Here is a 24,492-nt window from a genome sequence, read left to right on the forward strand (position 1 = left end):
GTAGAGGCAATTTATCCCTACTATATGCGTCGCTAACCAAGGCGAGCGCCCATAGCTCAGCTGGATAGAGCGTACCCCTCCGGAGGGTAAGGCCGAAGGTTCGAATCCTTCTGGGCGCACCATTCGGTATCTATGCTTTTTCGAATTTGGTTGGTAAGATTGAACGTCAGTGGTGATTGTAGCTCAGTTGGTAGAGTCCCGGATTGTGATTCCGGTTGTCGTGGGTTCGAGCCCCATCAGTCACCCCATTCAATTTACAGGCGTTGTTGATAACGTAACTTGTTAAATATCAATATTCGGTGATTAGCGCAGCCCGGTAGCGCATCTCGTTTGGGACGAGAGGGTCAGAGGTTCGAATCCTCTATCACCGACCACTTTTGCGCATTCTTATAGCGAATTTAGCCGAAATGGTTAAATAAATATCAGACTTGTTTTCAAGTAAAAAATTCGGTGATTAGCGCAGCCCGGTAGCGCATCTCGTTTGGGACGAGAGGGTCAGAGGTTCGAATCCTCTATCACCGACCAGTTTAAGCAAAAAGCCACTCTGATGAGTGGCTTTTTGCTATTTATCTTTTAAGTACCATTATTTTTTAGTTGCTTACAAAATGCAGCATGCTTAGATCATAGAAATTAGCATAGGCAGCGATGCGCTAAAATACCAATCGTAATCAATCTCTGAACACCCTAGCTTGTTAAAATACTCGATAACAGCGTTAGATTTTTTAATTGTAGAATAACTGCTTATCGAAAAATCTGCCTTATTCTTAAGCGTTTTTTCTACGCTGTTTTTGATGACTTGCTTATTGTGATTGGTATTACGTGCTTTTAAGGTTATATCGATTGACTAAAAATGAAAAAAGCATGAAGTCGCCTCCATGCTTTTTGATTATCGCCACAACCTTGGTTGCTACAGGATTAATCTTCTACGCGAACGCCCCAAACGTCATGTTCATCGGCATGGATAATTTGCACCCAAATCTGATCACCTGGCTGGACATCAAATTCGTCTGTTAAGTAAACTTTACCGTCAACTTCAGGCGCGTCCATGTAAGAACGTCCTACAGCGCCTTCAGTGTTCACTTCATCAATTAATACCAAGTATTCTTGACCTATGCGGGCTTGCAGTTTGTCAGCACTAATTTGCGCCTGTACTGCCATGAAGCGTTGTAATCTGTCTTCCATCACATCATCAGGTACATGATCGGGTAAGTCATTGGCCTTAGCACCGGCTACGGGCGAATATTTGAAACAACCGACACGGTCTAATTGCGCCTCTTCTAAAAAGTCTAACAGCTCTTCAAATTCTTCTTCGGTTTCACCTGGAAAACCGACAATAAAGGTTGAACGAATTACCAGCTCAGGGCAAATCTCGCGCCATTTTTTGATGCGCTCTAACACTTTATCTGAGCTACCTGGACGCTTCATTAACTTAAGAATACGCTTGTTTGCATGCTGAAAAGGGATATCCAGATACGGTAAAATTTTCCCTTCAGCCATTAATGGAATAATGTCGTCAACATGCGGGTAGGGGTATACATAATGCAGGCGAACCCAAACCCCTTGCTTGGCCAGTTCTTCACATAATTGCTGCATGTGGGTTTTTACTGGCATGCCATCCCAAAATGCTGTTTTATGTTTAACATCAACGCCATAAGCCGATGTATCTTGTGAAATAACTAATAACTCTTTTACACCTGCTTTGGCTAAGCGCTGCGCTTCACCTAAAACATCACCAATCGGGCGTGAGTCCAAATCACCGCGCATTGACGGAATAATGCAGAAAGTACAGCGATGATTACAGCCTTCCGATATCTTCAGATACGCATAATGTTTTGGTGTAAGTTTAATGCCGTGATCAGGCACTAAATCCATCAGTGGGTTATATTTGGGTTTTTCAACATGCAAATGTACCTGCTTTAATACTTCATCATAGGCATGTGGGCCTGTGACACCTAGTACGTTAGGGTGCAGTTCAATAATTTCATCTTTTTTAGCGCCTAAACATCCGGTTACTAATACTTTGCCATTGGCTGCTAATGCTTCGCCAATGGTATCTAATGATTCCTGCACCGCAGCATCAATAAACCCACAGGTATTCACGATAACCATATCGGCATCGGCGTAGGTGGGTACGACGTCATAACCTTCGGTGCGCAATTGGGTCAGAATGCGTTCAGAGTCAACTAGGTTTTTTGGGCAACCCAGACTCACAAAGCCTATCTTTGCAGCGCTAGCTGAAATTGGACTATTGGTTGAAGCGGATTGTGCTTGTTCCTCTATGACCTTTTTGGGTGTCGCTAGGGTTGTGGTTTGTTTCGGGTCATAGTGATTAACAGTCATAGTGCCTCGATAGATAGGGATAAATAGACCAGCGTAAAATAGCCAAAATTGAGTGGCAGAATTATACAGCAGTATTTTAGGGAATTCAGCTATAGAAAATGACGTACAACAAAATCAAGGCTTAGTTTTTTGGCTAAACCTTGCATAAGGGGCGGGATACTAGCGGGGCTTCTTGGTATTAGATGACGTTGACCATTTGCTGACGCTTTTGTTTTGATTGCACTTTTGACTGGCGGCGTTGCCAATATAAGTATAATCCCGTAAAGGCGAGAATGACTGGCATCAAGCCCAACACACACCAAATAATACGGGTAATTAATCCGCCAAAATAACCAAAGTGCAATTTTCTAAAGCTGTCTAAAAACACCGTCAACAAATCCGCTTCACGAATATCTTGCTTTGATAACAACTGGCCTGTGGTTTTATCAAAACTGACCATGCTGCTGTATTCACTATTGAGCGGGTTGTTACTGTCCACTTTTCCATAGAAGGTGATATCCCTGTCGGGTTCATGGGGCATAGCGAGATACCCTGCTTTAAAGCTGCTGATTTCGTTTGTTGACTGCTGGTGCAATGCTTCAAACGAGATATCTGCGCGATACAGGGGGTGAGTGATGTAAACATGTGCGCCATCGCCATGTTCAGTGATTTCATGAATGATGCCGCTAATGTTCCAATATGCGCCTGTAAAAGCCAAAATAATTAATACTGGCGAGCTAATGATGCCAACCATTTTATGAATGTCACTATAGAGAATACGTTTGACGGCACCTAAACGCAGGGTGAATAACTTTGCCCAAAATCGGCGATATATGATCATGCCGCTGATCCCGAGAAACAGCATAATCAATGCGGCAATAAAAGCCACTGAGGCGCCTTTAACATGTAATAAAAATGAATAGTGCAATTCCAGTAACCAATCGGTGATGAAATGATCCATTGGATTGGCTTTTGATAATGTTTGTCCAGTATATTGATTTATATAAATTTTATACCAATCTTCAGTGCCACGTTTAATTAAATAAGCTGCGTCAGATCGGGATTTATCATCGTATAGTTCCCAGCCACCTAACTCATATTCTGGATTGTCGCTTAAGGTGGTTTGCATTAAGGTATCTAGGCTTATACGCGGCGTGGATGATTGTGCCTCAACCAGCATATGATTTGGGCGCAGTAGGCTGTCAATTTCTACTTTGAACACCAAAATACTGCCGGTGATTGACATGATTAAAATGGGCAACATGGCAATGAGTGCGCCATAAGAGTGCCATTTAAAGAGGGATTTTCTCATTTTTACCTCTGTTGCTACTATGTTGTTGATAGTGGCTAGTTTGGAATAAACACCAAAGACACAGCGCCGAGTGATTACGCTGTGTCTGTTTCCTGACTTAGGTTAATGGTTATAAACGCCAGCTTAACGTGGCACTGTAATTGGCAGGGGCACCATAAAAACCTTGAGCCCAATAAAGGCTGGTTAGGTATTTTTCATCGGTCACGTTATTGGCATTGACGGTCAGATCCAGTGCATCGCTAAAGTGATACTTCGCCATTAAATCGACAATCGCATAGGCGCTTTGCTCTGTGATGATTTCTTGACCCGCATTATCAAATCCATCAGCGACAATGCCTTGTGAGCGATGAATATCATCTTGCCAGCGCATATTTACGCCAAATGTTAGCCCTTCAATGAAGGCCAGATCGTAAGTGGCAGCTAATTTAAATAGCTTGCTTGGCGTATAGGCGGCCACTTGGTCGTCGCCTGTAATATCAAAATCCGTATACCCAATACTGGCATTTAAACCAGGGTATATTTCACCTGCGATATCGACTTCAAAACCATGACTACTAATACCATCTGCACCAATATAGCGGCGCTCTGTTGGAGGAAGTTGGCTAGTACGTGGATCGGGCGTTGCTAGGTTAGTTTGTTGAATATCAAAATAAGCCAGTGTGGTAATTAAGTTGCCATTATATAGCTCACTTTTGAGGCCGACTTCTTGGCTTTCTCCCGTGACTGGCGCCAGCGTGTTGTCGTTTATGTCGAGTTCTCGCTGGGCTTTAAATGTTTCTGTGTAGCTTGCATAGGCAAGCAGTTCAGGAATAAATCGGTAAGTCACACCAACATAGGGAATAAATTGTGAGTCTTCAACATCTTGAATTTTACTGTAAGATTCACCCTCAGCTTGCCAGTTGTTAAAACGTCCACCGGCGATCAGATGGAAATCTTCAAAAAGATTAAATCGACCAGTAAAGTAAGCCGCTTTTTGGGTGGCACTTACATCGCTGCCACTTGGCGCATCTTTAAAAGTGGGTTTTGGGGTATTGCCATCCCAGGTATTGAGATCTGGCATCGGCGGGAATCCATTGCCAGTGGTGTAGTCATATAATGAACTATCGGTGTAATCCAGCTTGGCGTAGTTTATGCCCACAACTACTTGGTGATCGCGGCCAAATAGATTGATATCACCATTCACATACAAATCGGCTAAATTGTGTTGGTCATCTAAGTCATATTCACTACCATAGCCTGTTAAGCCCAGTTCAGTGGTTTTATCTGGCGTGCCATAAACATAGAATAATTCAGTATCTTCATCGGTTGTTTTATGTGAATACGTTGCACGTAAACTCCAGTCATCCGAAAAATAATGGCTAAATTCCACTACGGTATTTTGCTTTATCACTAGCCAGTTTGACCAGTCTGCAGAGGTATTGGTTGATGTATCATAGTCAGTTGCACTGCCATCGGTATAGAACAGCGGTAATGCGCCCCAGTTATTGCCCTTGGCATCGTTATTGATATAGCTGTGGCTCACTGACAGGTTGGTATCATCACTTAATTTGGCATCGATAAATGCGTAAAGCACGGTTTTATCGGTTTGGTAGCGATCTAAATAGGAGTCTTTCGTTTGTTTGACGGCGACCACTCTTGCCCCGAAGGTGTCATTGAGCTGCGCTGAGCCATCGACTTCTAAGCGCAGATTATCCCAGCTACCATAACTGGCAAGTAGGTTAAGTTGGTTGTCAGCAGTGGGTCTTTTGCGGATAAAATTAACTGTCGCCGACGGATTACCCACCCCGGTCATTAAGCCATTGGCGCCACGGATGACCTCAACGCGATCATAAATAGCCGTATCTTCATCGGCATGATTATTACCTGATGTGAGCGGCAATCCGACCCCATCGACCTGGAAGTTAGTGACATCAAACCCACGGGCGGTGTAATAGGTGCGGTCGGTTTCGATTCTTTCAACATTAATACCCGTTGCGGTATCCAATGCTGCATTGATGTCGTTAAGTTGGAAGTCTCGTAATTGGGCGTCGGTGATCACTGACACAGATTGCGGGATGTCACTGATAGCAAGATCTAATCTTGAGGCTCCGCTGGCCGAATGGGCATTGTAGCCTTGAATATATCTTCCCTTAACCTCAATGGTTTCAACGTTAGGATCAAGTTGGTCGATGGCCTCATTTGGGGTTTTGGCATAGAGTTGGCTGGCAGGAAGCAAGGCGAGATATATGGCGCATGATAGTGTTGTTAATTTCATTGTTTGATTCATCTTGGTAACGAGTGGAGAAAGCGCAGTTAATGCGCAGAGTTAAATTCATTACCTAGTGTATACAAATGACACATAGATCTAAATGAAAACGATTATCGTTTACATTTATAGGGTGTTTGTAAAGATTTGCAGCATAGCGTTTGACCCTAGGCGGAGGTGCCAGTGTTACTAGAGCGACATGGTGAGTTAAAGATGGGGTGGCAGTTTAGGTTGGTTGCAGCTTATGCTGTTAACCATGTTGGGTTTACGTTGTAAAGCTTAAGTCAGTATTGATTGCTGGTTCATTCAGTTTTCTCACTTCAGCTTGAGCCACTTAATCGAAAAAAGGATGACATTTGTCATCCTTTTTTATGAGTAGCATTGAGATTACTCGTTTATGAGTATTGCTTGCTGAGCGCTCTTAACCCTATTTAGGCGATTAAATCATATTCATTTTTCAAAATTTCAATAATGTCGGCTTTAGGATTGGACGACAAAATGATTTTTTGACCAGTGACTTTTTCAGCTACGCCAGTATAGGTTTCAGAAACCGCCATCATGGCCGCTAAAGGCAAATCATTATCACGCGCAAGCGCTTCACGCTCCGGCATTCTATCTTTATTGAGCAAGATGTCTGCGTCGTCAAAATGATTGAGTAAGAATTGACGGAAACCTTCTTTTGAATTTTCTACAATCTTACCTTCACGATACGCTGGGCCATCCCAAATACGTGAAGAATCCGGCGTACCGACTTCATCCATATAAATGAGTTTTGAGTGGCCATCTTTATCGGTGACATAACCAAATTCAAACTTGGTATCGACAAACACTTGATCTAATTTGGCTAAAGCATCGGAAATAACCTTAAACCCTTGTTTTAATAGTGTTTCGTAAAGGTCGATATCTGCAGGTTTTTCAAATCCGAATGCTTGATAATTCGCTTCAATATCACCGCGGCTGATATTGACATCATCTTGCTCAGGTACCCCAGGAATACCAGTTAAAATACCTTTAGTAGAAGGGGTAATCAGTAGCTCAGGTAACTTTTGATCTTTGGTTAAGCCATCAGGCAAGGTGATGCCACAAAATTCGCGCTCACCTTTTGCGTAAGCGCGCCACATCGAGCCAGTAATATATTGACGGCAAATAGCTTCCACTTTAATTGGACGGGCTTTTTGAACTATCCACACAAAAGGATGTGGAATATCAAGAATATGACTATCGGCTAATCCATTTTCGGCAAATAACTTAAACCAGTTATTGGAAATGGCGTTCAATGCCGCCCCTTTACCCGGAATACCTTGTAAATTACCTTCTCCATGAAAAATACAGTCAAATGCCGAAATACGATCACTGATGACCATAATGGCTAATGGTGTATTTTCAGGGACATTATAGCCTTTGTCTTTGATTAAACGACGACTATCAGCTTCGGTTAGCCAATAAACACTGCGCACTTTACCACTATGTACTGGCTTGTCTGTGCGAATGGGTAAATCGTTATTAACGGCTAAAACGGAATCGGCAAGACTCATGACGAGTATTCCTCTAGTTGAAGGGAAGGGCTATTTTTTATGGCGGCTATTTTACCCGTATTCTTTGGTTTTGCCACGTAAAAAGGCGTGGTTAAAATAGGCTTTTTTTATTACAGAACAATCCTATGTTTGATTGCAGCTTATAGAACTTGGTTATTGATTGCGGGTTAATATTAGCTGACATGCATGTGTATATCAGGCAGTATTCAATTCTTCAAAACTAAGAGCAATTACCGTGACAAATACTCAAGTGGATAATACCGCCAAGCTAGGTCTCATTTTTGTTTCCGTTGCGGTATTTTTTTGGGGCATTTTACCCATAGCTTTAAAGCTGTCGGGGCGATTTATCGATCCTGTGACATTGACCTGGTTTCGGTTTTTAATGGCGTTTGTCGTGACCTTGTTACTGCAATGGCGATTGGGGCATTTACGCCAATTTAGTCAGCTGATTCGCGCGGACTGGCTGAAATTGTGTCTTGCTGGTATCTTGCTGATGTTTAACTACGTATCGTTTGTATATTCACTGGATTACCTTGCACCGGGAACCGCCCAATTGAATTTTCAAACCGCGCCATTCTTTTTAGCTTTTGGTGGCGTTTTGTTATTTAAAGAACGCTTAAATGCCATACAACTCACATGTTTTGCAACCTTAGCCATTGGCATGTTGATGTTTTTTCATCCTAATTTGAATGTTGGCAACGCAGATAACCATCAAATTATGCTTGGCGTGTTAATCGTGCAGTTTTCGGTATTGTCCTGGACAAGTTATGCATTATTGCAAAAGTCTTTAGGGGCCAAATTATCCCCCAGTAATGTGTTGTTGTTTATCTATGGCTTAGGCATTTTTGCTATGGCGCCATTCAGTCACTTTGGTCATTTTGAGTTAATGAGTTTAGCGGATTGGGGCGTCGTGGTTTTTTGTGGTGCGAATACCCTGATTGCCTATGGCTGTTTTGGTCAAGCAATGAAGTATTGGCCAACGGCACAAGTCAGTGCCATGTTGGCGCTAACGCCGGTATTGAGTTTTACTGCCACTGCTAGCGTGGTGAGTCTTGGTTGGTGGAGTGATGTTTTTAGCGCCGATAATCTAGATGCATTATCGTTATCTGGTATCGCGTTGATCATCGGTTCGGTATTTGCGGTGCAGATTTGGCCTTTGTACGCCAAACGTAAACGCGCTAAATTAATCCCGTGATCATTGGCTAATTTTAAACCACCAGATAGCTAGAACTTAGGTAGTTTAGGGCTGAAAACAAAAATGGAGCCCAAAGGCTCCATTATTCAATCATTCGTTGAGTTCAACGTTTATTGGCCGTTATCACGTGGCTTACGTGGACGGCGTTCAGCTGATGAACGATCGCCAGAAGGACGGTCACCACCACGAGGACGGCGGTCACCCGATGGGCGATCTCCACGCGGACGACGAGGTGCTGCACTGCGACCTGAATCAACAAATGTTTCATCACCGGCTTCACGAATGTTCAGTGGACGACCACAAACACGCACTTTTCTGAGGTGAGTTAATACATCTTTTGGCATGCCATCAGGTAAATCAACGGTAGTAACTTGATCGTACAGTTGAATTTGACCGATATAGCGGCTGTCGATGTTAGCTTCGTTAGCAATCGCGCCAACAATGTTACCGACACCAACGCCGTTTTCACGACCTACATCAATCACATAGCGATTCATTTTAACATCAGGATTATCTTTTAATCCTTCTGGTTGGCCAAAGCTAGTGGGTGATGGACGGCTGCTGCGCTCGCGACGAGGACGGTCACCGCCACGGTCTTCACGGGGACCACGGTCGTCACGTGAATCACGTTGACGCTCTTGGATCTGTGGTAACTGTAATGGACGCTCTTGTTGTACTTGCTGTAATAATGCCGCAGCTAATAAATCGGTATCGATTTCTAACTGTGTACATAATTCAGCAACCGCATTTTTCATGAAATCTAAATCAGTGTTTAGTGTTTCTTGAATTTGCTCACCTAAACGAGATAAACGACGTTCTGCAACCGTTTCTGGGCTAGGAATTTTCATTGGCGAAATACGGCTGTTTGTAGCACGTTCAATAGTACGCAACATGCGCATTTCACGGTGTGTTACAAAAAGGATCGCCATACCAGTACGACCAGCACGGCCAGTACGACCGATGCGGTGTACATAGGCTTCTGAGTCATAAGGAATATCGTAGTTAACTACGTGACCGATACGTTCAACGTCTAGACCGCGAGCTGCAACATCAGTGGCAATTAAAATGTCTAATTTGCCGTTTTTCAATTGTTCAACTGCACGTTCACGAGCTTGTTGATTCATGTCACCGTGTAGTGGTGATGAGGCATAACCACGCGCTTCTAGTTTTTCAGCCAACTCAACACAGCTATTACGGGTACGGACGAAAATGATGATACCTTCAGTATTTTCAACTTCTAGTACACGTACTAATGCTTCGAGTTTGTTGTGCTGTGATACTTGTACATAACACTGTTCAATAGATTCAACCGTAGTGTGGCTGGCAGCAATACTGATGTTAACTGGATTAGTTAAGTGTTTATTCGCCACTCGCTTAATTTGTTCTGGCATGGTGGCCGAGAATAATGCTAATTGGCTGTCAGCAGGCTTATGTTCTAATACCCATTCGATATCATCAATAAAGCCCATTTTTAGCATTTCATCAGCTTCATCAAGCACAAGCGCTTTTAGTGTATCAAGCTTTAACGTACCACGGCGCATGTGATCCATTACACGTCCTGGTGTACCCACAATCACTTGTGGTCCACGCTTTAGGGCGCTTAATTGTTGATGCATGCTTTGACCACCGTATATTGGCAGTACGTGGAAGCCTTTCATGTGTTTAGCATAACTGCCAAAAGCTTCAGCAACCTGAACGGCAAGTTCACGTGTGGGTGCTAAAACTAAAATTTGTGGGGCATTAAGACGTACATCTACTTTGTTAAGTAAAGGCAGGGCAAATGCACCGGTTTTACCGGTACCAGTTTGTGCTTGGCCGATAATATCTTGACCAGCCATAAGCGGATCGATACTTGCTGACTGAATTGGTGTTGGTTTCTCATAACCTAACTCGTCAAGAGCACGCAACAGATTCTCAGACAGGCCGAGTTCGCGGAAAGTTCTTTCATTGGATGACATTGGGTTGTAGCCTTGTGGATGTGCACGAAATTCGGATGCTCGTGCTGAGTTTCACAGACAGAAAATCAACCCCGTGTCGATTTCCCGCGCCGAAAGGGCGATATTATAGCAGTGGTTGTGTGATTTGACCATAGAAAATGTGATATATATTTAAATGTGGCCTGATTTTTGCCTTATCTTGGGCGATATTCACCCTGTAGGCGATGTTATTGTGGGTTAATTTCTATTTTAGGTTGACTGATCACGCTATAGGCCATTTCTGTCACACTGGCTAAAAAGTCAATTTTTAATGTGTCCAGAGTGTCATCCACTGTGTGATATTGATTATGTGGCGGTACGCCAAAGTAAATCCAGGGTATGCCTGCTTTATGAAACGGGTAGTGGTCGGATGTTTTTAACCAGCTCATCCGCTTTATTCCCGTAGCAGTATTTTGGGCATAACTTAAACGGATACACACTTGATGCTTGTTTGTCAGTTCAGTTTTTATCTGTTCAAAGTGGGCAAAGTTTTGTTCGCCTTCAATGTATATCGCCCTTGGCCGTGAAGGGTGGCCAATCATATCCAAATTCATGGCTAATTCTATTTGCATCTCTGGCTGTGCTTGTATTTGTTCAACCAGCCCATAACTGCCATATAGGCCTTGCTCTTCAGCATCGGTAGCAACCAGCATTAAATTGACCTCAGCTAGCCCTGTATGTTGCCATTGCTCAGCGATAGCCAATAAGCCGGCAACACCAGAAGCATTATCATCTGCACCATGGAAAATACGCTTCCCTTGCTGACCTAGATGATCATAATGAGCGGTGATAACCCGCCAACGATTTGATGGCGTGTGGCTTCGGATGATGCCAATTATATTCACGCCTTGTTGCTGACTAAATTGATAGTTGTAGCTAAACGGGACTTTGAAAGTCGACTTCCATGGTTGTAAACCGAGCGCCATAAAACGTTGCACTAGGTAATTTTGACTCAGTATTGCGCCATGACTGCCGGTTTTTCTGCCAGCAAACTCAGAAGAGGTGAGAGTGCGAATATCATCAATAATGTGAGCACTATTAGCCCATTGATGTTGTAAAACTGCATTACAATCAATGCTATCTTTGTTGGCGCAACTGCTCAACATAAAAACCAAAGCGAGGCTAAGCAAGATAGCCCCTTTAGGTATATTGATGTGGCTCGCAACGGGTGTTTGAATCGACGCGCCTACTGTAATCATATTTCCCCTTTGGCGCGTTAATGAGCTAAGTCGTTTTTTTCACGGCTTTTTTAGCCGCCGTTTTCGAGCCATTATTCTGCTTTGCAGCGCGTTGTTTATGCAGTGCCAACATGGGTTTTAAAAAACGAGCCGTATGGGACGTCGGGTGGTTGGCCACATCCTCTGGGCTGCCAGCCACTAAAATTGTGCCGCCGCCAGAGCCGCCTTCAGGGCCTAAATCAATAATCCAATCAGCAGTTTGTATCACATCTAAGTTATGTTCAATCACCACTATCGTGTTGCCGTGAGACTTGAGTCGATGCAATACATCTAACAATAGCTGAATATCGGCAAAATGCAGTCCCGTTGTCGGTTCGTCCAGAATATACAGGGTTTTACCAGTATCGCGTTTAGATAATTCTTTAGCCAGTTTAACCCGTTGCGCCTCACCACCTGACAACGTGGTGGCGCTTTGACCTAAACGAATATAAGACAAACCCACATCCATAAGAGTTTGCAGTTTGCGCGCGATAGCGGGAATGGCATCGAAAAACTCACGCGCTTCTTCGATGGTCATTTGCAGCACTTCGTGAATGTTTTTGCCTTTGTATTTTACTTCTAAGGTTTCACGGTTATAGCGCTTACCTTTACAGGCATCACAAGGCACGTAAACGTCGGGTAAAAAGTGCATCTCAACTTTAATTAGCCCATCTCCCTGACAAGCTTCACAGCGGCCACCTTTCACGTTGAATGAGAAGCGACCAACCAAATAACCGCGTGTTCGGGCTTCCTGAGTGCCGGCAAATATTTCACGTACTGGGGTGAAAATGCCCGTATAAGTGGCAGGGTTGGATCGTGGGGTTCTGCCAATCGGGCTTTGGTCGATATCCACGACTTTATCGCAGTGTTCCATGCCTTTGATTTCTTTATAAGGTGCAGGTTCATCTACCGTGGCCCCATTAAGCATGCGATGGGCAATTTTGAAAAAGGTATCGTTAATCAGCGTTGATTTACCTGAGCCAGACACGCCAGTTACGCAAGTTAATAAACCGACAGGAATGGTTAAGTCGACATTTTGCAGGTTATTACCTGTTGCGCCGAATAACTCGATCACTTTTTGATGATCGATTGGTGTGCGTTGGTCGCTAATATGAATTTGTTTTTTACCGCTAAGGTATTGGCCTGTCACCGATGCTTCACATTCAAGAATATCGCTTAAGGAGCCTTGTGCAATAATTTCACCGCCATGCACACCCGCACCAGGGCCGATATCAATCACATGGTCAGCTATGCGAATCGCATCTTCATCATGCTCAACCACAATGACGGTATTACCTAAATCACGCAGGTGAATAAGGGTGTTGAGTAATCGCTCATTATCGCGCTGATGTAAACCGATTGAGGGCTCATCGAGTACATACATTACGCCCACTAATCCGGCACCAATTTGGCTCGCTAAACGAATACGTTGTGCTTCACCGCCCGATAGGGTGTCGGCTGAACGCGATAAGCTTAAGTAATTTAGGCCGACATTGACCAAAAATCCTAAACGCTCACCAATTTCTTTTAAAATTTTATCGGCGATTTGCGCGCGCTGACCTTCAAATACTAATTCCGCGAAATAGCTTTTAGCTTCACCGATTGACCAGGTTGTCAGTTGCGGTAAATTTAAATCGCCAATAAATACGTTGCGGGCTTCTTCACGCAAACGTGAGCCCTCACAACTTTTACACGGCTGCATATTAATGAATTTAGACAATTCTTCGCGTACCGAATTACTCTCGGTTTCGCGATAGCGTCTGTCCATATTATTCAAGATGCCTTCAAAAGGATGGTTGCGAACCACCACATCGCCACGATCGTTTATGTATTTAAAGGCAATGTTTTGTTTTCCTGAACCAAATAGGACGAGCTTTTTCACTTTATCGCTGAGTTGCTGAAACGGGGTTTCAACATCAAATTTGTAATGTTCGGCCAATGAACTGAGCATTTGAAAGTAATAGAAGTTTCTTCTGTCCCAGCCTCTTATTGCGCCGCCAGCTAAAGATAATTCACCATTACTGATCACTCTTTCAGGGTCAAAAAACTGCTGAACGCCTAAACCATCACAGGTTTGACATGCTCCTGCTGGATTGTTAAATGAGAAAATCCGCGGCTCTAGCTCGGTCATAGAGTAGCCGCAATGGGGGCACGCAAAGTTGGCTGAGAAAACCAGTTCCTCAGTGCTGCTGTCTTCCATTGAAGCAATTTTGGCGATACCGCCAGAGAGTTCTAATGCAGTTTCAAAGGATTCTGCCAAACGCTGCTTTAAATCTTCGCGGACTTTAAAGCGGTCAACAACCACTTCAATGGTGTGCTTGACATGCAAGTCGAGGCTTGGAGGATCGGTTAAATCACATACTTCGCCATCAATTCTGGCGCGAATATAGCCTTGAGCCGATAAGCTTTCGAGTAGCTTAACATGCTCACCTTTACGGTCGTTAACCACTGGAGCCAATAACATTTGGCGGCTGTTTTCGGGTAAGGATAAGACTTTATCAACCATTTGGCTGACTGTTTGTGCCGATAAAGGTTGGCCATGAGTCGGGCAGCGTGGTTCACCCACTCGCGCAAACAATAAGCGCAAATAATCGTATATTTCGGTTACCGTGCCGACGGTAGAGCGTGGGTTATGCGAGGTCGACTTTTGCTCAATAGAGATAGCAGGGCTTAAGCCTTCGATATGATCTACATCGGGCTTCTCCATCAAACTTAAAAATTGACGCGCATAAGAAGATAAAGATTCAACATAGCGACGTTGCCCTTCAGCATAGAGGGTATCAAAAGCGAGTGAAGATTTTCCGGAACCTGATAAACCTGTGATAACAATCAATTTATCCCTTGGGATAGTTAAATTGATGTTTTTAAGATTGTGGGTTCGGGCACCGCGGATTTCAATATTGTCCATCTATTCGCTCTATGTTCACTATGGGGCAAAATGGGTTTCAGTATCGCACATTAACTGACACCTGTTTAGTCAATCATGACGATTTCCTTTTCGGCTTTGGTTTACGATGAAAGCCTAAAAAAAGTTTAATTAAGCTTAAATTCATAAACTGTGATTTCCTTTTGAGCAACTGATTCAGGCTATGGTAATATGCGCGACTCATTGAATTGGTAAAAGGGTATATGAATGGCCATTAATGGATTGTCGGGCATGGAAAAGAAAGTCGCATTTTCGTTAGCCAGTGTATTTGGCTTACGTATGATGGGGCTATTCATGATCATGCCTGTTTTTGCGTTATATGGGCAGCATCTTGAAGGTTTTTCACCTCTTTGGGTCGGTATCGCCATCGGTGCTTACGGGCTTACCCAAGCCATTTTACAGATCCCCATGGGCATACTGTCTGATAAGTATGGTCGCAAACCGATTATCATGGCGGGGTTAGTCCTGTTTGCCATTGGTAGTTTAATTGCCGCATCATCTGATCATATTTATGGTGTGGTGTTTGGCCGAGCAGTGCAAGGTATGGGGGCGATAGCCGCTGCCGTGTTAGCGCTTGCTGCTGATTTGACCCGCGATGAACAGCGTACCAAAGTGATGGCTGTGATTGGCATGTGTATTGGCTTTTCGTTTGCCTTATCTTTGTTAGTTGGACCCGTTGTTGCGCAGTATGTTGGCTTAACCGGATTGTTTTTATTGACGGCGGTTTTAGCGGTGCTGGGTATGTTAATTGTGCAGTGCTTTGTTCCAAATCCGATCAGTCAGGCACCTAAAGGTGATACCTTAGCCACACCCGCTAAATTGAAAAAAATGCTACTTGATCCGCAATTATTTCGATTAGATGCCGGTATTTTTATTCTGCATTTAGTGTTAACCGCGGTGTTTGTGGCATTACCTTTAGATTTGGTCGATGCGGGTTTGGTGAAAGAAAAACATTGGATGTTATATTTTCCGGCTTTTGTGGGTGCATTTTTTCTGATGGTGCCGTTAATCATTATCGGCGTGAAGAAAAATAATACTAAAACCATGTTTCAGATTTCACTTTTGTTGATGATAGCCTCCCTAGGCGCCATGGGCATTTTTGCTGATAATCTGTGGGTGTTGAGCGCAGCGGTGTTGTTTTTTTTCACTGGGTTTAACTACCTAGAAGCTTCACTGCCCAGCTTGATTGCTAAGTTTTGTCCCGTTGGTGATAAAGGCTCTGCCATGGGTGTGTATTCAACCAGCCAATTTTTAGGCGCATTTTGTGGTGGCATGTTAGGCGGTGGCGCGTATCAGTTAGTCGGCGCATCGGGGGTGTTTTTTGTCGCACTGGGATTAATGGTTTTATGGTTATTATTAACCTTTGGCATGGCAAAACCGGTACTGTTAAAAAGCTATACCCTTGAAGCGAATATAAAAGATAAACCGCATGCTCAAACTATGGCCACTCAGTTGTCACAGTTAACCGGTGTGGCTGAAGCCATAGTGGTGTTAGAGGATAAAGTGGCCTATTTAAAGGTGAATGACGATTTCAATTTAAGCGAAGCCAGAGCTGTGTTAGGCTCTGTTAATTAGATCATTTTGATCAACCGAATAAGTGTATAGAAAAGATAATCGCAGGAGATTTCGATGGCCAGTCGTGGTGTGAATAAAGTCATTTTAGTGGGTAACTTAGGTAAAGATCCTGAGGTACGTTACATGCCAAATGGTAATGCCGTTGCCAATTTTACTGTTGCGACGAGTGAGTCGTGGAAAGACCAACAAGGCCAGCTACAAGAGCGAACCGAATGGCATAATATTGTTATGTACCGTCGTTTAGCTGAAGTGGCGGGTGAGTACCTTAAAAAGGGCTCTAAAGTTTATTTAGAAGGCAAGCTGCAAACCAGCAAATGGCAAGACCAAACTACGGGTCAGGATCGTTACAAGACTGAAATTAATGCAATGGAAATGCAGATGCTTGATAGCCGCAATAGTGGTGCTGGTCAAGATAATACCCAATATGATCAAGCGCCTGCGCCACGTGCACCTCAAGCCCCTCGTCCTGCTGCTCAGCCTCAGTATAATCAAGGTGGTATAAACCAGGGCGCACCACAAGGTGGTTATCAGCAAGCACCTGCTCAAGGTGGTTATGCACAACAAAATAAGCCGGCACCTCAACAGCCTGCATATGCCCCTAAACCACAAGCGCCGCAAGGTAATTATCAGCCTCAGCAAAATGCGGCACCTGCGCAGCGTCCAGCGCCTCAACCTGCGCAAAACTTTACCCCAGATTTAGATGAAGGCTGGGATGACGACATTCCATTTTAGGATGTTGGCTCGGTAACTTAATGACATTTAAGACCTGTTAGCAGGTCTTTTTGATTTTTGTATGTTGATGTAAATGAGCGGGTTTTTCTCTTTTATAAACAAGCTCTGGTAAACTCTGCTGAGATTAAGTAATCAATCTTAAAAAGAAGATCATGATGGAAAAAATTCTGTTCATACGCCATGACAAAATCGGAGATTTTATTCTCACATGGCCTGCTTTTTATATATTAAAAAAGGCATTACCTAATACACGTATTGAGGTTTTTGTTGCTCCAGTAATGAAAAGCTTCGCACTGACCTGTCCCTATATTGATGATGTTGTTGTCGATACCGGTGACGATGCACAGTTAATTGAGCAAATTGAAGCCAATCGTTACGATGCGATAATCGTGTCTTACTCAGATTTTCGCATCTATAACTTACTGCGAAAAATAAATGTCCCATACAAAATAGCCCCTAATAGCGGTTGGTTTCAGTATCTTTATCGCCGTAGAGCCGATACCAAATACAAAAAAGGTGAACCTTGTTGGCGAGGCGGGTGTATGTTGGTCGAACAGTTTTTACTTGACCATCACATCGCTATACCTCCCCAGCCAGCACAATTGTGGGATGTGAGCTCTGAGCGTGAACAGTGGCGCAAATACTATCAGCAGCAAAATGATGAAAAACTGATTTTTATCCACCCGGGTACAGGCGGCTCTTCAGGCAGCTTGCCAGAAGCGCATTTTGCTGAGTTGATGACAAAAATTAATCAGCTCACAAATTTAGATTGCCGTTTTGTATTAACCTATAGTGGTGATGAGAAAGCGCTTGCGCTGAATATTCAATCATTACTGGCCAAAACAGATATCAAAGTTGAATTAGCCACACCATTGAAAAACTTGGCTGATTTTGCCCGTTCAATTGTGGCGGCAGATATGTTTATTGCTGGCTCAACAGGGCCATTGCATATTGCTGGGCTCCACAATGTGCCAACGGTAGGCTTTTATGCTGGACGGCGCTCTGAGCCAAAAGTCAGGTGGCAAACGTTATCTGAATCGTCCAAAAGATTGGCGTTTACGCCACCTGTAGGAAGGCGTACTGGTAGAAATATGGCATTGGTTGATATCGATGATGCCGCAACAAAAATCAGTGCGTTTTTAAATCGATTTTATGCCTAAGTGTAATATGTATAAATTGGTCGACCGAAAACTATCCAACGTTATGGAAGCAATATTATGATCGTAATTACTGGAGCCGCAGGCTTTATTGGCAGTAACTTAGTTAAGACATTAAATCAATTAGGTCGCAATGACATTATCGCTGTTGATGATCTGACCGATGGCACAAAAATATTCAATTTAGCTGACTGTGAAATTGCGGATTATTTAGATAAAGATGCTTTTCTCTCTCAGATAAAGTCTGGTCAACTTGGCGATAACATTGAGGTTATCTTCCATCAAGGTGCTTGTTCATCTACTACAGAGTGGGATGGCAAGTTTATGATGGAGAATAACTTTGAATACTCCAAGACATTGTTGCATTTTTGTCAGGCCAATAATGTGCAATTTATTTATGCATCTTCAGCGTCGGTTTATGGCGGCAGCGATAAGTTTGTTGAAAAACGTGAGCTGGAAAAACCGTTAAATGTGTATGCATATTCTAAATTTTTATTTGATCAGTATGTCCGTCAGCAAAAATTAACTACCCAGGTTGCAGGGCTAAGATATTTTAACGTTTATGGCCCTCGCGAGCAGCATAAAGGCGGCATGGCGAGCGTGGCATTCCACTTTAATAATCAAATAAAAGCCAATGGTTTATGCCGTTTGTTTGAAGGTGTAGATGGTTATGAAAATGGTCAACAATTACGTGACTTTGTTTACGTTGAAGATGTGGTACAAGTGAACTTGTGGCTGTGGAAAAATGCTAACGTTTCCGGCATTTTCAATTGTGGTACGGGTAAGGCTCAAAGCTTTAATGATGTGGCTAATGCGGTGATTAACTATCACGGTAAAGGACATATTGAATATATTCCGTTCCCAGACAAGCTTAAAGGTGCTTACCAAAGCTACACTCAAGCCGATTTAACGCAATTAAGAAAGGTTGGCTGCCAACATGAGTTTAAAACTGTTGAGCAGGCTGTTCCTGAATATCTAGACTGGTTGAAAGCGCAACACTTTATTGGTCAGTAAACTGTTTTTAACTCTTTAATGTAAAGTGGAACAATAAATGAAAAAGGCTATTTTTACATTGGCAATTGGTTATACTAATCCAATGTATAACGCAGCATTGCTGGGTTTTAAGTTATATGCTGAAAAAGTGGGTGCGGATCTCATTGTGTCAGATCAATTCCACTATCCTATCAACATAAAAAAACCGCAGCATACCGCGAGTCCTGCCTGGACCGAAAAACTGTACATTAAAGAATTATTAACACAATACGATAGAGTGTTATATGTGGATGCGGATATTATTATTACGCCACATGCGAAAAACATATTTGAACAATATGATGATTTAGAAACCATTTATATGTTCAATGAAGGGGCATTACTCGAGCGCCAACCTGTTTTAGATAAAATCTTTGCCATAAAAGGGCCTGTTGCAAACTGGCCTCAAGTCAATGGCCGCCCAGTGTATTTCAATTTGGGCTGCATGCTTATTTCAAACAAAAGCCAATTATTCGACATAGCGAATTTAGAAGATCTACAGCAGGTGTGTAATCACATCAAGTATTACGAGCAAACCTATATTAACTACCTCATACAGCGTGATGGATTAAAATACCAAAGTATTGATGCAGAATTTAATCGTATGGATGTGTTAGGAGAAGAAGGATATCGCGATGCGAGCTTCATTCATTATGCTGGCCGTGGATATACCAATTCTTCATTAAAACGTGAAGTGCGATTTGTGAATGATTTTTGTGAGTTAAATAAAGAAGTGATCGCAGCAGAAACACTGGCTGATATTAAGCAAAGTGGATGGGAACTTTTCATTAATAAAGCCCACAAACGATACAAGCTGCCTAGATCATTGGTGAATTATTTAGCTAAAAAGTTTGTCACTATCTAATCTTAGATAATTTAAAGTATCCATCAATTTATTTGGAGCGATGATTTTGCTTAAATACAAAGTGTTTGTTATTAACCTTGCGCGTTCACCTCAGCGATTAGAGGCTATTTCTGCACAATTACAAAAATTTGGCATCAACTTTGAACGTATTGAGGCTGTAGATGGTAATACCTATTCAGCAGAGCAAATAGAGGCGGTTTCTCCACAGGCGCTTGTTAACAAAAGTTATTACAGGGATTTGGGTAAAGGCGAGGTGGGTTGTTCGCTCAGTCATAAACGAGCATGGCAAAAAGTAATTGATGATGAGCTTGATTTTGCTTTTATCCTAGAAGATGACATTACCCTTGAAGCGAATTTTGGTGATGTCATAGAACTGTTTGAATCACTCCCTCACAATGATTGGGAATATGTGAAACTATACCCGATGAAGCGGGGTTCAGGGAAAAATATTCGCCATTCATTCCCATATAAAGGGCATGAATTTGTGACTTATCATAAGCTTCCTCTTAGCACGGCCGCACAGGTTGTCAGTTATAAAGGGGCGCAACGGCTACTGAAAAATATGCCGTATGTTCTTGAGCCGATTGATGGACAGCTGAAATCATGGTGGACATTAGATATTTATCCTATGGGGTTAACACCTTATTGTGTGTCTGTTGCTGCTGATGTAGGTTCTGAAATTAATCCTAACGGGGGATTAGAGAGAATGAAGCAGCGAAAATTAACCAAATTACTCTTAAATTGGACTCGAGCATTTAAACGCATGATAGCTATGCCATCATTAGATAAACATTTTAATCAGTTTAAAAATAGCTTGAAGTAAGGAATATTGTGAACGGACTAGTCAGCCATCAACAGCTTCTCAATGCCAAACGAGTGCTTTATATGACTCATTTAGCTATAGGTGATTTTGTTTATCAAGGTGTTTGGTTATCGGCGTTAAAGGCCAAATATCCACACTTAACCATTGATATTTGGTTTGATGATTGCCGTCGTAAACCCCATGAATGGGCCAGTGGTCGTAATCAAATTTTAACCGAATGGATTGATGCCATTGGTGATTTTGGTGATGTTTATCCTATTGTGTCAAATGTTCCACAACGTGAGCAGTTTATTGCTAAAGCACAACAACAAGACTATGACGTGGTCGTGTTTGTCGGTAAAAATCGTGCTGCTCAGTATGCTAAGCTAGCAAGACAAATATCTCCTAAGGGGTGGATTGTCGCGACATCTAGCGGGGAAAATTTTTTAACTAAGTGGCTGTACTTTAATAAATTAGATGGCGTAATCAGTTACGATGATATTGCTGATTCAACTCAGCATATTACTGAGTTATATGGTCAATGTTTTGGTCAGTTATTGGGGCTTAACGCAGCAGATTTAGTGTCTGGTTATACTCAGTTAATGATCCAACCTGAAGCGCAGTACACTGTGCAAGCTAAACAAATAATTACAGCATTAACCGAAGGTGATACCTCAAAACGTGTGTGTTTTATTAATCATCTCTCAACGGCAGAGAAAAAAGATTACCCCTGGTCTCAACTGAAAGACGTGATGTTGAAGCTTGTTCAGCAATATCCCCAATTGGTATTTATTATCAATACCCCGCCGAATAAATTAACGACAATCCAACAGGCTGTTGAAGCAGACACAAAGCTAAGTGCTTTGCCTATTCGCGTTTTTACCGCTTTGGATAATTTTTTCCAATTACCCGCATTGATGGCTGAGTGTGATTTTTGTTTCAGTGTTGACACCGCCACTGCACACCTTGCTGTCAGCATGGATGTACCGCAAGTCACTGTGATGGCTAGCAACTTTAAACTGTGGCAGCCATTAGGCGATAGTGTGATTTTAGAAGGCACGGGTAAAGCGAGTTCTGTGACTCCTCAGACCGTTGTAAATGCCTGTAAATCACAACTAGATAAGATTATCTGTGCTTAAGTTTGATACCAATGGTAATAAATAATTGTTTATTCTAGCTTGTTTAAATACGCGAATATTGGCTTAGATTATTCCATTGTCGAATAATGACATATCGTAAAAATCGGCTTTGTTATCCTGTGTTTTCTAGGCTACTTCTGACTACTTATGTATTGTGATTGGCATAAACTGTTGGTTCACTCTAGTGTGAAGATGTAGATAAATCATCATGGGATCTTTAAGACGCCAATGTACGAGTCATTCATCGCACTTGTGGCAGTGTGAATGCAACTTTAATAAGGTTCGTTATACTATTTTAGCTGGACTGCAAAAATACGCTAGAGAACAGCTAACATGCGTTAATTATTAATTCTAAGTAATAGGTAATAGCTTTATTAAGGTATTTAGAGAGTATGGTTGGTTTTCATTTAATGTTTGACCATTTAATACTTTTTCATACTGTAGTTGATATTGGTTTGCCATAATATCGGCGTTAAAAAGATCCCGAGCAATTTGATGGCAGGTTTGCCTATTAAAATCACCCACGTGGTTTAATGCATTAATCATTTCATTATAATTGTTTGAAAGAAATCCAATTTCAGGTTCGGTGATGATCTCTGGTAATGAACCATAAGCGGTTCCAATTACAGGAGACCCAAGAAATAAACTTTCGGTAATGGCTAGCCCGAAAGGTTCATGCCAACGAACTGGAAATAGCAGCGCATTGGATTGTCTAATGATATTAAATTTAGCATCTCCTCCCACCATGCCATTAAATTGGATATTGAAATCTAAATTGCAGTATCCATTTTTTCCAATTTCTAATCTTTTCCCCCCAAGTACCGAGAGCTTGTATCCCGCTTTTTTAGCAACATAAGCAGCACCTTTTAGATTTTTATGGGGTTCAGTAGCTTTACCTAAAAAGTGTACAAAATTGCTTTTGGGATTGAAATTAGGTTTTGCATATTCGTCCCAATCTAAACCATTGAAGACATAGCAATTACTATGATGGTTGTGAGCGTGACGTTGTGAAATGAAAATAGTATTGCGGTGATATTGTTTTTTTTCGTCAGCATTCGCATGTTCCGTGCAAACAAATGGCTTGTTTAACTCACCATTGTAAGCGCAATGAAAATGCACAATATCAGGCCAATCTGTAATTTGCTCATTGAATGATTTTTTTTTGTTATACAGTAATGTGCCTTCAGGTCTAACTTCGTGTGGTCGCATTAAAAACTTAACGTCATGTCCTTGTTTTTTTTGCGCCGAAGCAAGTGACCATACAACTCTTTCTGTACCGCCGTATTTAAATGCAGGAAATGGGCCGCGACAGAGTAAAACATGTAAAATTTTCATTATGAATTTCCGCAAAATTTTATTATTGAACTATTGGTCGTTTATCTCTTTGTTTAATTTTTATCGAAAAAGAGACACACGTCCCAATGATTATTGCGATACAGAATTGGAATGCGTTTAAATATCTAACATATTGATAGTCGTTGATAATAGCATCATACATCCATTGTTAAAGCGATAGTTAATATATCTGTGTCATTGGTTTTTTACATTTAGTACCGAAAATTACCCAAAAGCTCGCGTGAAAACCTCTTTAGATGATTGTAAACGTCTATTAAACACCACAGGACAAGATTATCTGCCCTAATGAATTCGCGTAAATGAATTACATTGATAAAAAATCAGCTGAGCGCTTTTGTTTTAGCTCAATTGGCTCGCTATTTATGCTGATTTGGTATTTATCGAGAATTTGCTGATATTCCCCTGATTGTTTTAGTGCTGACACACCAAGGGTGAATTGTGCGAGGGCGGCTTCTTGTTGGGCATTAAAACCGATATACAAAGGCTGCTTGTCAGGCATGGAACCGGCAAACTGAATTTTATCACTTAATCCTAATTGTTTTGCTGTGTATTCGATGACATTTTTATTATCAACAATGACCTTGTGGCGCCCTTTTGTTAATCGAATAATGTTCATTGAAAGCGGGTCTTCGCCCGAGGCGAGAAACAGCGCTTTATGTTGGTATAAATATGGCCCCAGCACGGTGCCATAGTCATAACCTTTAATCGCAGCAATAGATTGTTGATTGAGATCGCTGAGTTGATGATAAGTCCAAGAATTGTTTTTAACCACAAAAAAATCATTACTATAATATCCAACTTCGGTGTCATCTATTAATAATTGATTCGCCGTGGCAACGGTTGCTGTGATGGCTAATACTGCATCAATGTTACCTGCTTTGGCTTCTTTTAATGCCCTCTTAAATGGCATTGGGATAAAAACGACGCGACTTCCCTGGGTTTCAAAAGCGCGCTGAACAATTTCGACCAGATAACCTGGTTGAGTATCGCAAATATAAGGGCACCAGACATCCGATGCTACATGGAGCGTTTTTGCAGATAAAGTGAAGCAGCAAAAAACTAAGGCTGTTGCTATCACGGATCTTCGTCGCATAGAGTTCTCTAGAAGT

General features: G+C 42.2%; 17 protein-coding genes and 4 tRNA genes. 12 read left to right on the forward strand and 9 right to left on the reverse strand.

Annotation, left to right across the window (positions count from 1 at the left end; all coding sequences use genetic code 11):
• The first annotated feature begins 45 nt into the window (after nucleotides 1–45).
• The 4 genes from OHT75_RS00455 (at nucleotide 46) to OHT75_RS00470 (ending at nucleotide 525) form a co-directional block, all read left to right on the forward strand.
• Nucleotides 46–122 (forward strand) — tRNA-Arg (locus tag OHT75_RS00455).
• 50 nt (nucleotides 123–172) lie between these two features.
• Nucleotides 173–248, forward strand: a tRNA-His gene (locus OHT75_RS00460).
• A gap of 49 nt (nucleotides 249–297) precedes the next feature.
• Nucleotides 298–374, forward strand: a tRNA-Pro gene (locus OHT75_RS00465).
• Between the two features lie 74 nt (nucleotides 375–448).
• A tRNA-Pro gene (locus OHT75_RS00470) sits at nucleotides 449–525 on the forward strand.
• 390 nt (nucleotides 526–915) lie between these two features.
• On the opposite strand, the gene rimO is transcribed toward OHT75_RS00470, so the two are convergent.
• The 4 genes from rimO to OHT75_RS00490 form a co-directional block, all read right to left on the reverse strand.
• Nucleotides 916–2,340 carry a 30S ribosomal protein S12 methylthiotransferase RimO gene (rimO, locus tag OHT75_RS00475; RefSeq protein ID WP_264724388.1) on the reverse strand — a complete coding sequence of 475 codons (1,425 nt, stop codon included), beginning with the start codon at nucleotides 2,338–2,340 and terminating at the stop codon, nucleotides 916–918.
• Nucleotides 2,341–2,518: 178 nt separating this feature from the next.
• Nucleotides 2,519–3,631 carry a PepSY-associated TM helix domain-containing protein gene (locus tag OHT75_RS00480; protein ID WP_264724390.1) on the reverse strand — a complete coding sequence of 371 codons (1,113 nt, stop codon included), beginning with the start codon at nucleotides 3,629–3,631 and terminating at the stop codon, nucleotides 2,519–2,521.
• A gap of 109 nt (nucleotides 3,632–3,740) precedes the next feature.
• Nucleotides 3,741–5,885 carry a TonB-dependent siderophore receptor gene (locus tag OHT75_RS00485; RefSeq protein ID WP_406681927.1) on the reverse strand — a complete coding sequence of 715 codons (2,145 nt, stop codon included), beginning with the start codon at nucleotides 5,883–5,885 and terminating at the stop codon, nucleotides 3,741–3,743.
• 422 nt (nucleotides 5,886–6,307) lie between these two features.
• The gene (locus tag OHT75_RS00490; RefSeq protein ID WP_264724392.1) at nucleotides 6,308–7,411 is read right to left on the reverse strand and encodes a phosphoribosylaminoimidazolesuccinocarboxamide synthase; all 1,104 of its coding nucleotides are present in this window, start codon (nucleotides 7,409–7,411) and stop codon (nucleotides 6,308–6,310) included.
• Nucleotides 7,412–7,646: 235 nt separating this feature from the next.
• Here OHT75_RS00490 and OHT75_RS00495 point away from each other — a divergent pair, with 235 nt between their 5' ends.
• Nucleotides 7,647–8,606, forward strand: coding sequence for a DMT family transporter (locus OHT75_RS00495; RefSeq protein ID WP_264724393.1), 960 nt, complete (start codon nucleotides 7,647–7,649; stop codon nucleotides 8,604–8,606).
• A 110-nt stretch (nucleotides 8,607–8,716) separates the two neighbouring features.
• On the opposite strand, the gene OHT75_RS00500 is transcribed toward OHT75_RS00495, so the two are convergent.
• The 3 genes from OHT75_RS00500 to uvrA form a co-directional block, all read right to left on the reverse strand.
• Nucleotides 8,717–10,564: a DEAD/DEAH box helicase gene (locus OHT75_RS00500; RefSeq protein WP_264724394.1), complete on the reverse strand. Its 1,848-nt coding sequence runs from the start codon at nucleotides 10,562–10,564 to the stop codon at nucleotides 8,717–8,719.
• A gap of 206 nt (nucleotides 10,565–10,770) precedes the next feature.
• Nucleotides 10,771–11,781, reverse strand: coding sequence for a M20/M25/M40 family metallo-hydrolase (locus OHT75_RS00505; protein ID WP_264724395.1), 1,011 nt, complete (start codon nucleotides 11,779–11,781; stop codon nucleotides 10,771–10,773).
• 25 nt (nucleotides 11,782–11,806) lie between these two features.
• Nucleotides 11,807–14,707 (reverse strand): excinuclease ABC subunit UvrA, encoded by a 2,901-nt coding sequence (uvrA, locus tag OHT75_RS00510; RefSeq protein WP_264724396.1) that lies wholly within the window; start codon nucleotides 14,705–14,707, stop codon nucleotides 11,807–11,809.
• A 225-nt stretch (nucleotides 14,708–14,932) separates the two neighbouring features.
• Here uvrA and OHT75_RS00515 point away from each other — a divergent pair, with 225 nt between their 5' ends.
• The 7 genes from OHT75_RS00515 (at nucleotide 14,933) to OHT75_RS00545 (ending at nucleotide 22,027) form a co-directional block, all read left to right on the forward strand.
• A complete protein-coding gene (locus tag OHT75_RS00515) occupies nucleotides 14,933–16,300 on the forward strand; it encodes an MFS transporter (protein ID WP_264724397.1) in 1,368 nt (455 codons plus the stop codon).
• Between the two features lie 54 nt (nucleotides 16,301–16,354).
• Nucleotides 16,355–17,032, forward strand: coding sequence for a single-stranded DNA-binding protein (locus OHT75_RS00520; protein WP_264724398.1), 678 nt, complete (start codon nucleotides 16,355–16,357; stop codon nucleotides 17,030–17,032).
• Between the two features lie 152 nt (nucleotides 17,033–17,184).
• On the forward strand, nucleotides 17,185–18,192 hold the full coding sequence (locus OHT75_RS00525; RefSeq protein ID WP_264724399.1) for a glycosyltransferase family 9 protein: 1,008 nt from the start codon (nucleotides 17,185–17,187) through the stop codon (nucleotides 18,190–18,192).
• A gap of 57 nt (nucleotides 18,193–18,249) precedes the next feature.
• Nucleotides 18,250–19,203, forward strand: coding sequence for an ADP-glyceromanno-heptose 6-epimerase (gene rfaD / locus OHT75_RS00530; protein ID WP_264724400.1), 954 nt, complete (start codon nucleotides 18,250–18,252; stop codon nucleotides 19,201–19,203).
• Nucleotides 19,204–19,240: 37 nt separating this feature from the next.
• Nucleotides 19,241–20,086 carry a glycosyltransferase gene (locus OHT75_RS00535; RefSeq protein ID WP_264724401.1) on the forward strand — a complete coding sequence of 282 codons (846 nt, stop codon included), beginning with the start codon at nucleotides 19,241–19,243 and terminating at the stop codon, nucleotides 20,084–20,086.
• 46 nt (nucleotides 20,087–20,132) lie between these two features.
• Nucleotides 20,133–20,909: a glycosyltransferase family 25 protein gene (locus OHT75_RS00540; RefSeq protein ID WP_264724402.1), complete on the forward strand. Its 777-nt coding sequence runs from the start codon at nucleotides 20,133–20,135 to the stop codon at nucleotides 20,907–20,909.
• Nucleotides 20,910–20,917: 8 nt separating this feature from the next.
• Nucleotides 20,918–22,027, forward strand: a complete 1,110-nt coding sequence (locus tag OHT75_RS00545) for a glycosyltransferase family 9 protein (protein ID WP_264724403.1) — start codon at nucleotides 20,918–20,920, stop codon at nucleotides 22,025–22,027.
• Between the two features lie 351 nt (nucleotides 22,028–22,378).
• On the opposite strand, the gene OHT75_RS00550 is transcribed toward OHT75_RS00545, so the two are convergent.
• Both OHT75_RS00550 and OHT75_RS00555 read right to left on the reverse strand, forming a co-directional pair.
• Nucleotides 22,379–23,362, reverse strand: coding sequence for a glycosyltransferase family 4 protein (locus tag OHT75_RS00550; protein ID WP_264724404.1), 984 nt, complete (start codon nucleotides 23,360–23,362; stop codon nucleotides 22,379–22,381).
• A gap of 325 nt (nucleotides 23,363–23,687) precedes the next feature.
• On the reverse strand, nucleotides 23,688–24,476 hold the full coding sequence (locus OHT75_RS00555; RefSeq protein WP_264724405.1) for a substrate-binding periplasmic protein: 789 nt from the start codon (nucleotides 24,474–24,476) through the stop codon (nucleotides 23,688–23,690).
• Nucleotides 24,477–24,492 lie beyond the last annotated feature (16 nt).

The organism is Shewanella subflava (assembly GCF_025971955.1).
GTDB classification, from domain to species: Bacteria; Pseudomonadota; Gammaproteobacteria; order Enterobacterales; family Shewanellaceae; genus Shewanella; species Shewanella subflava.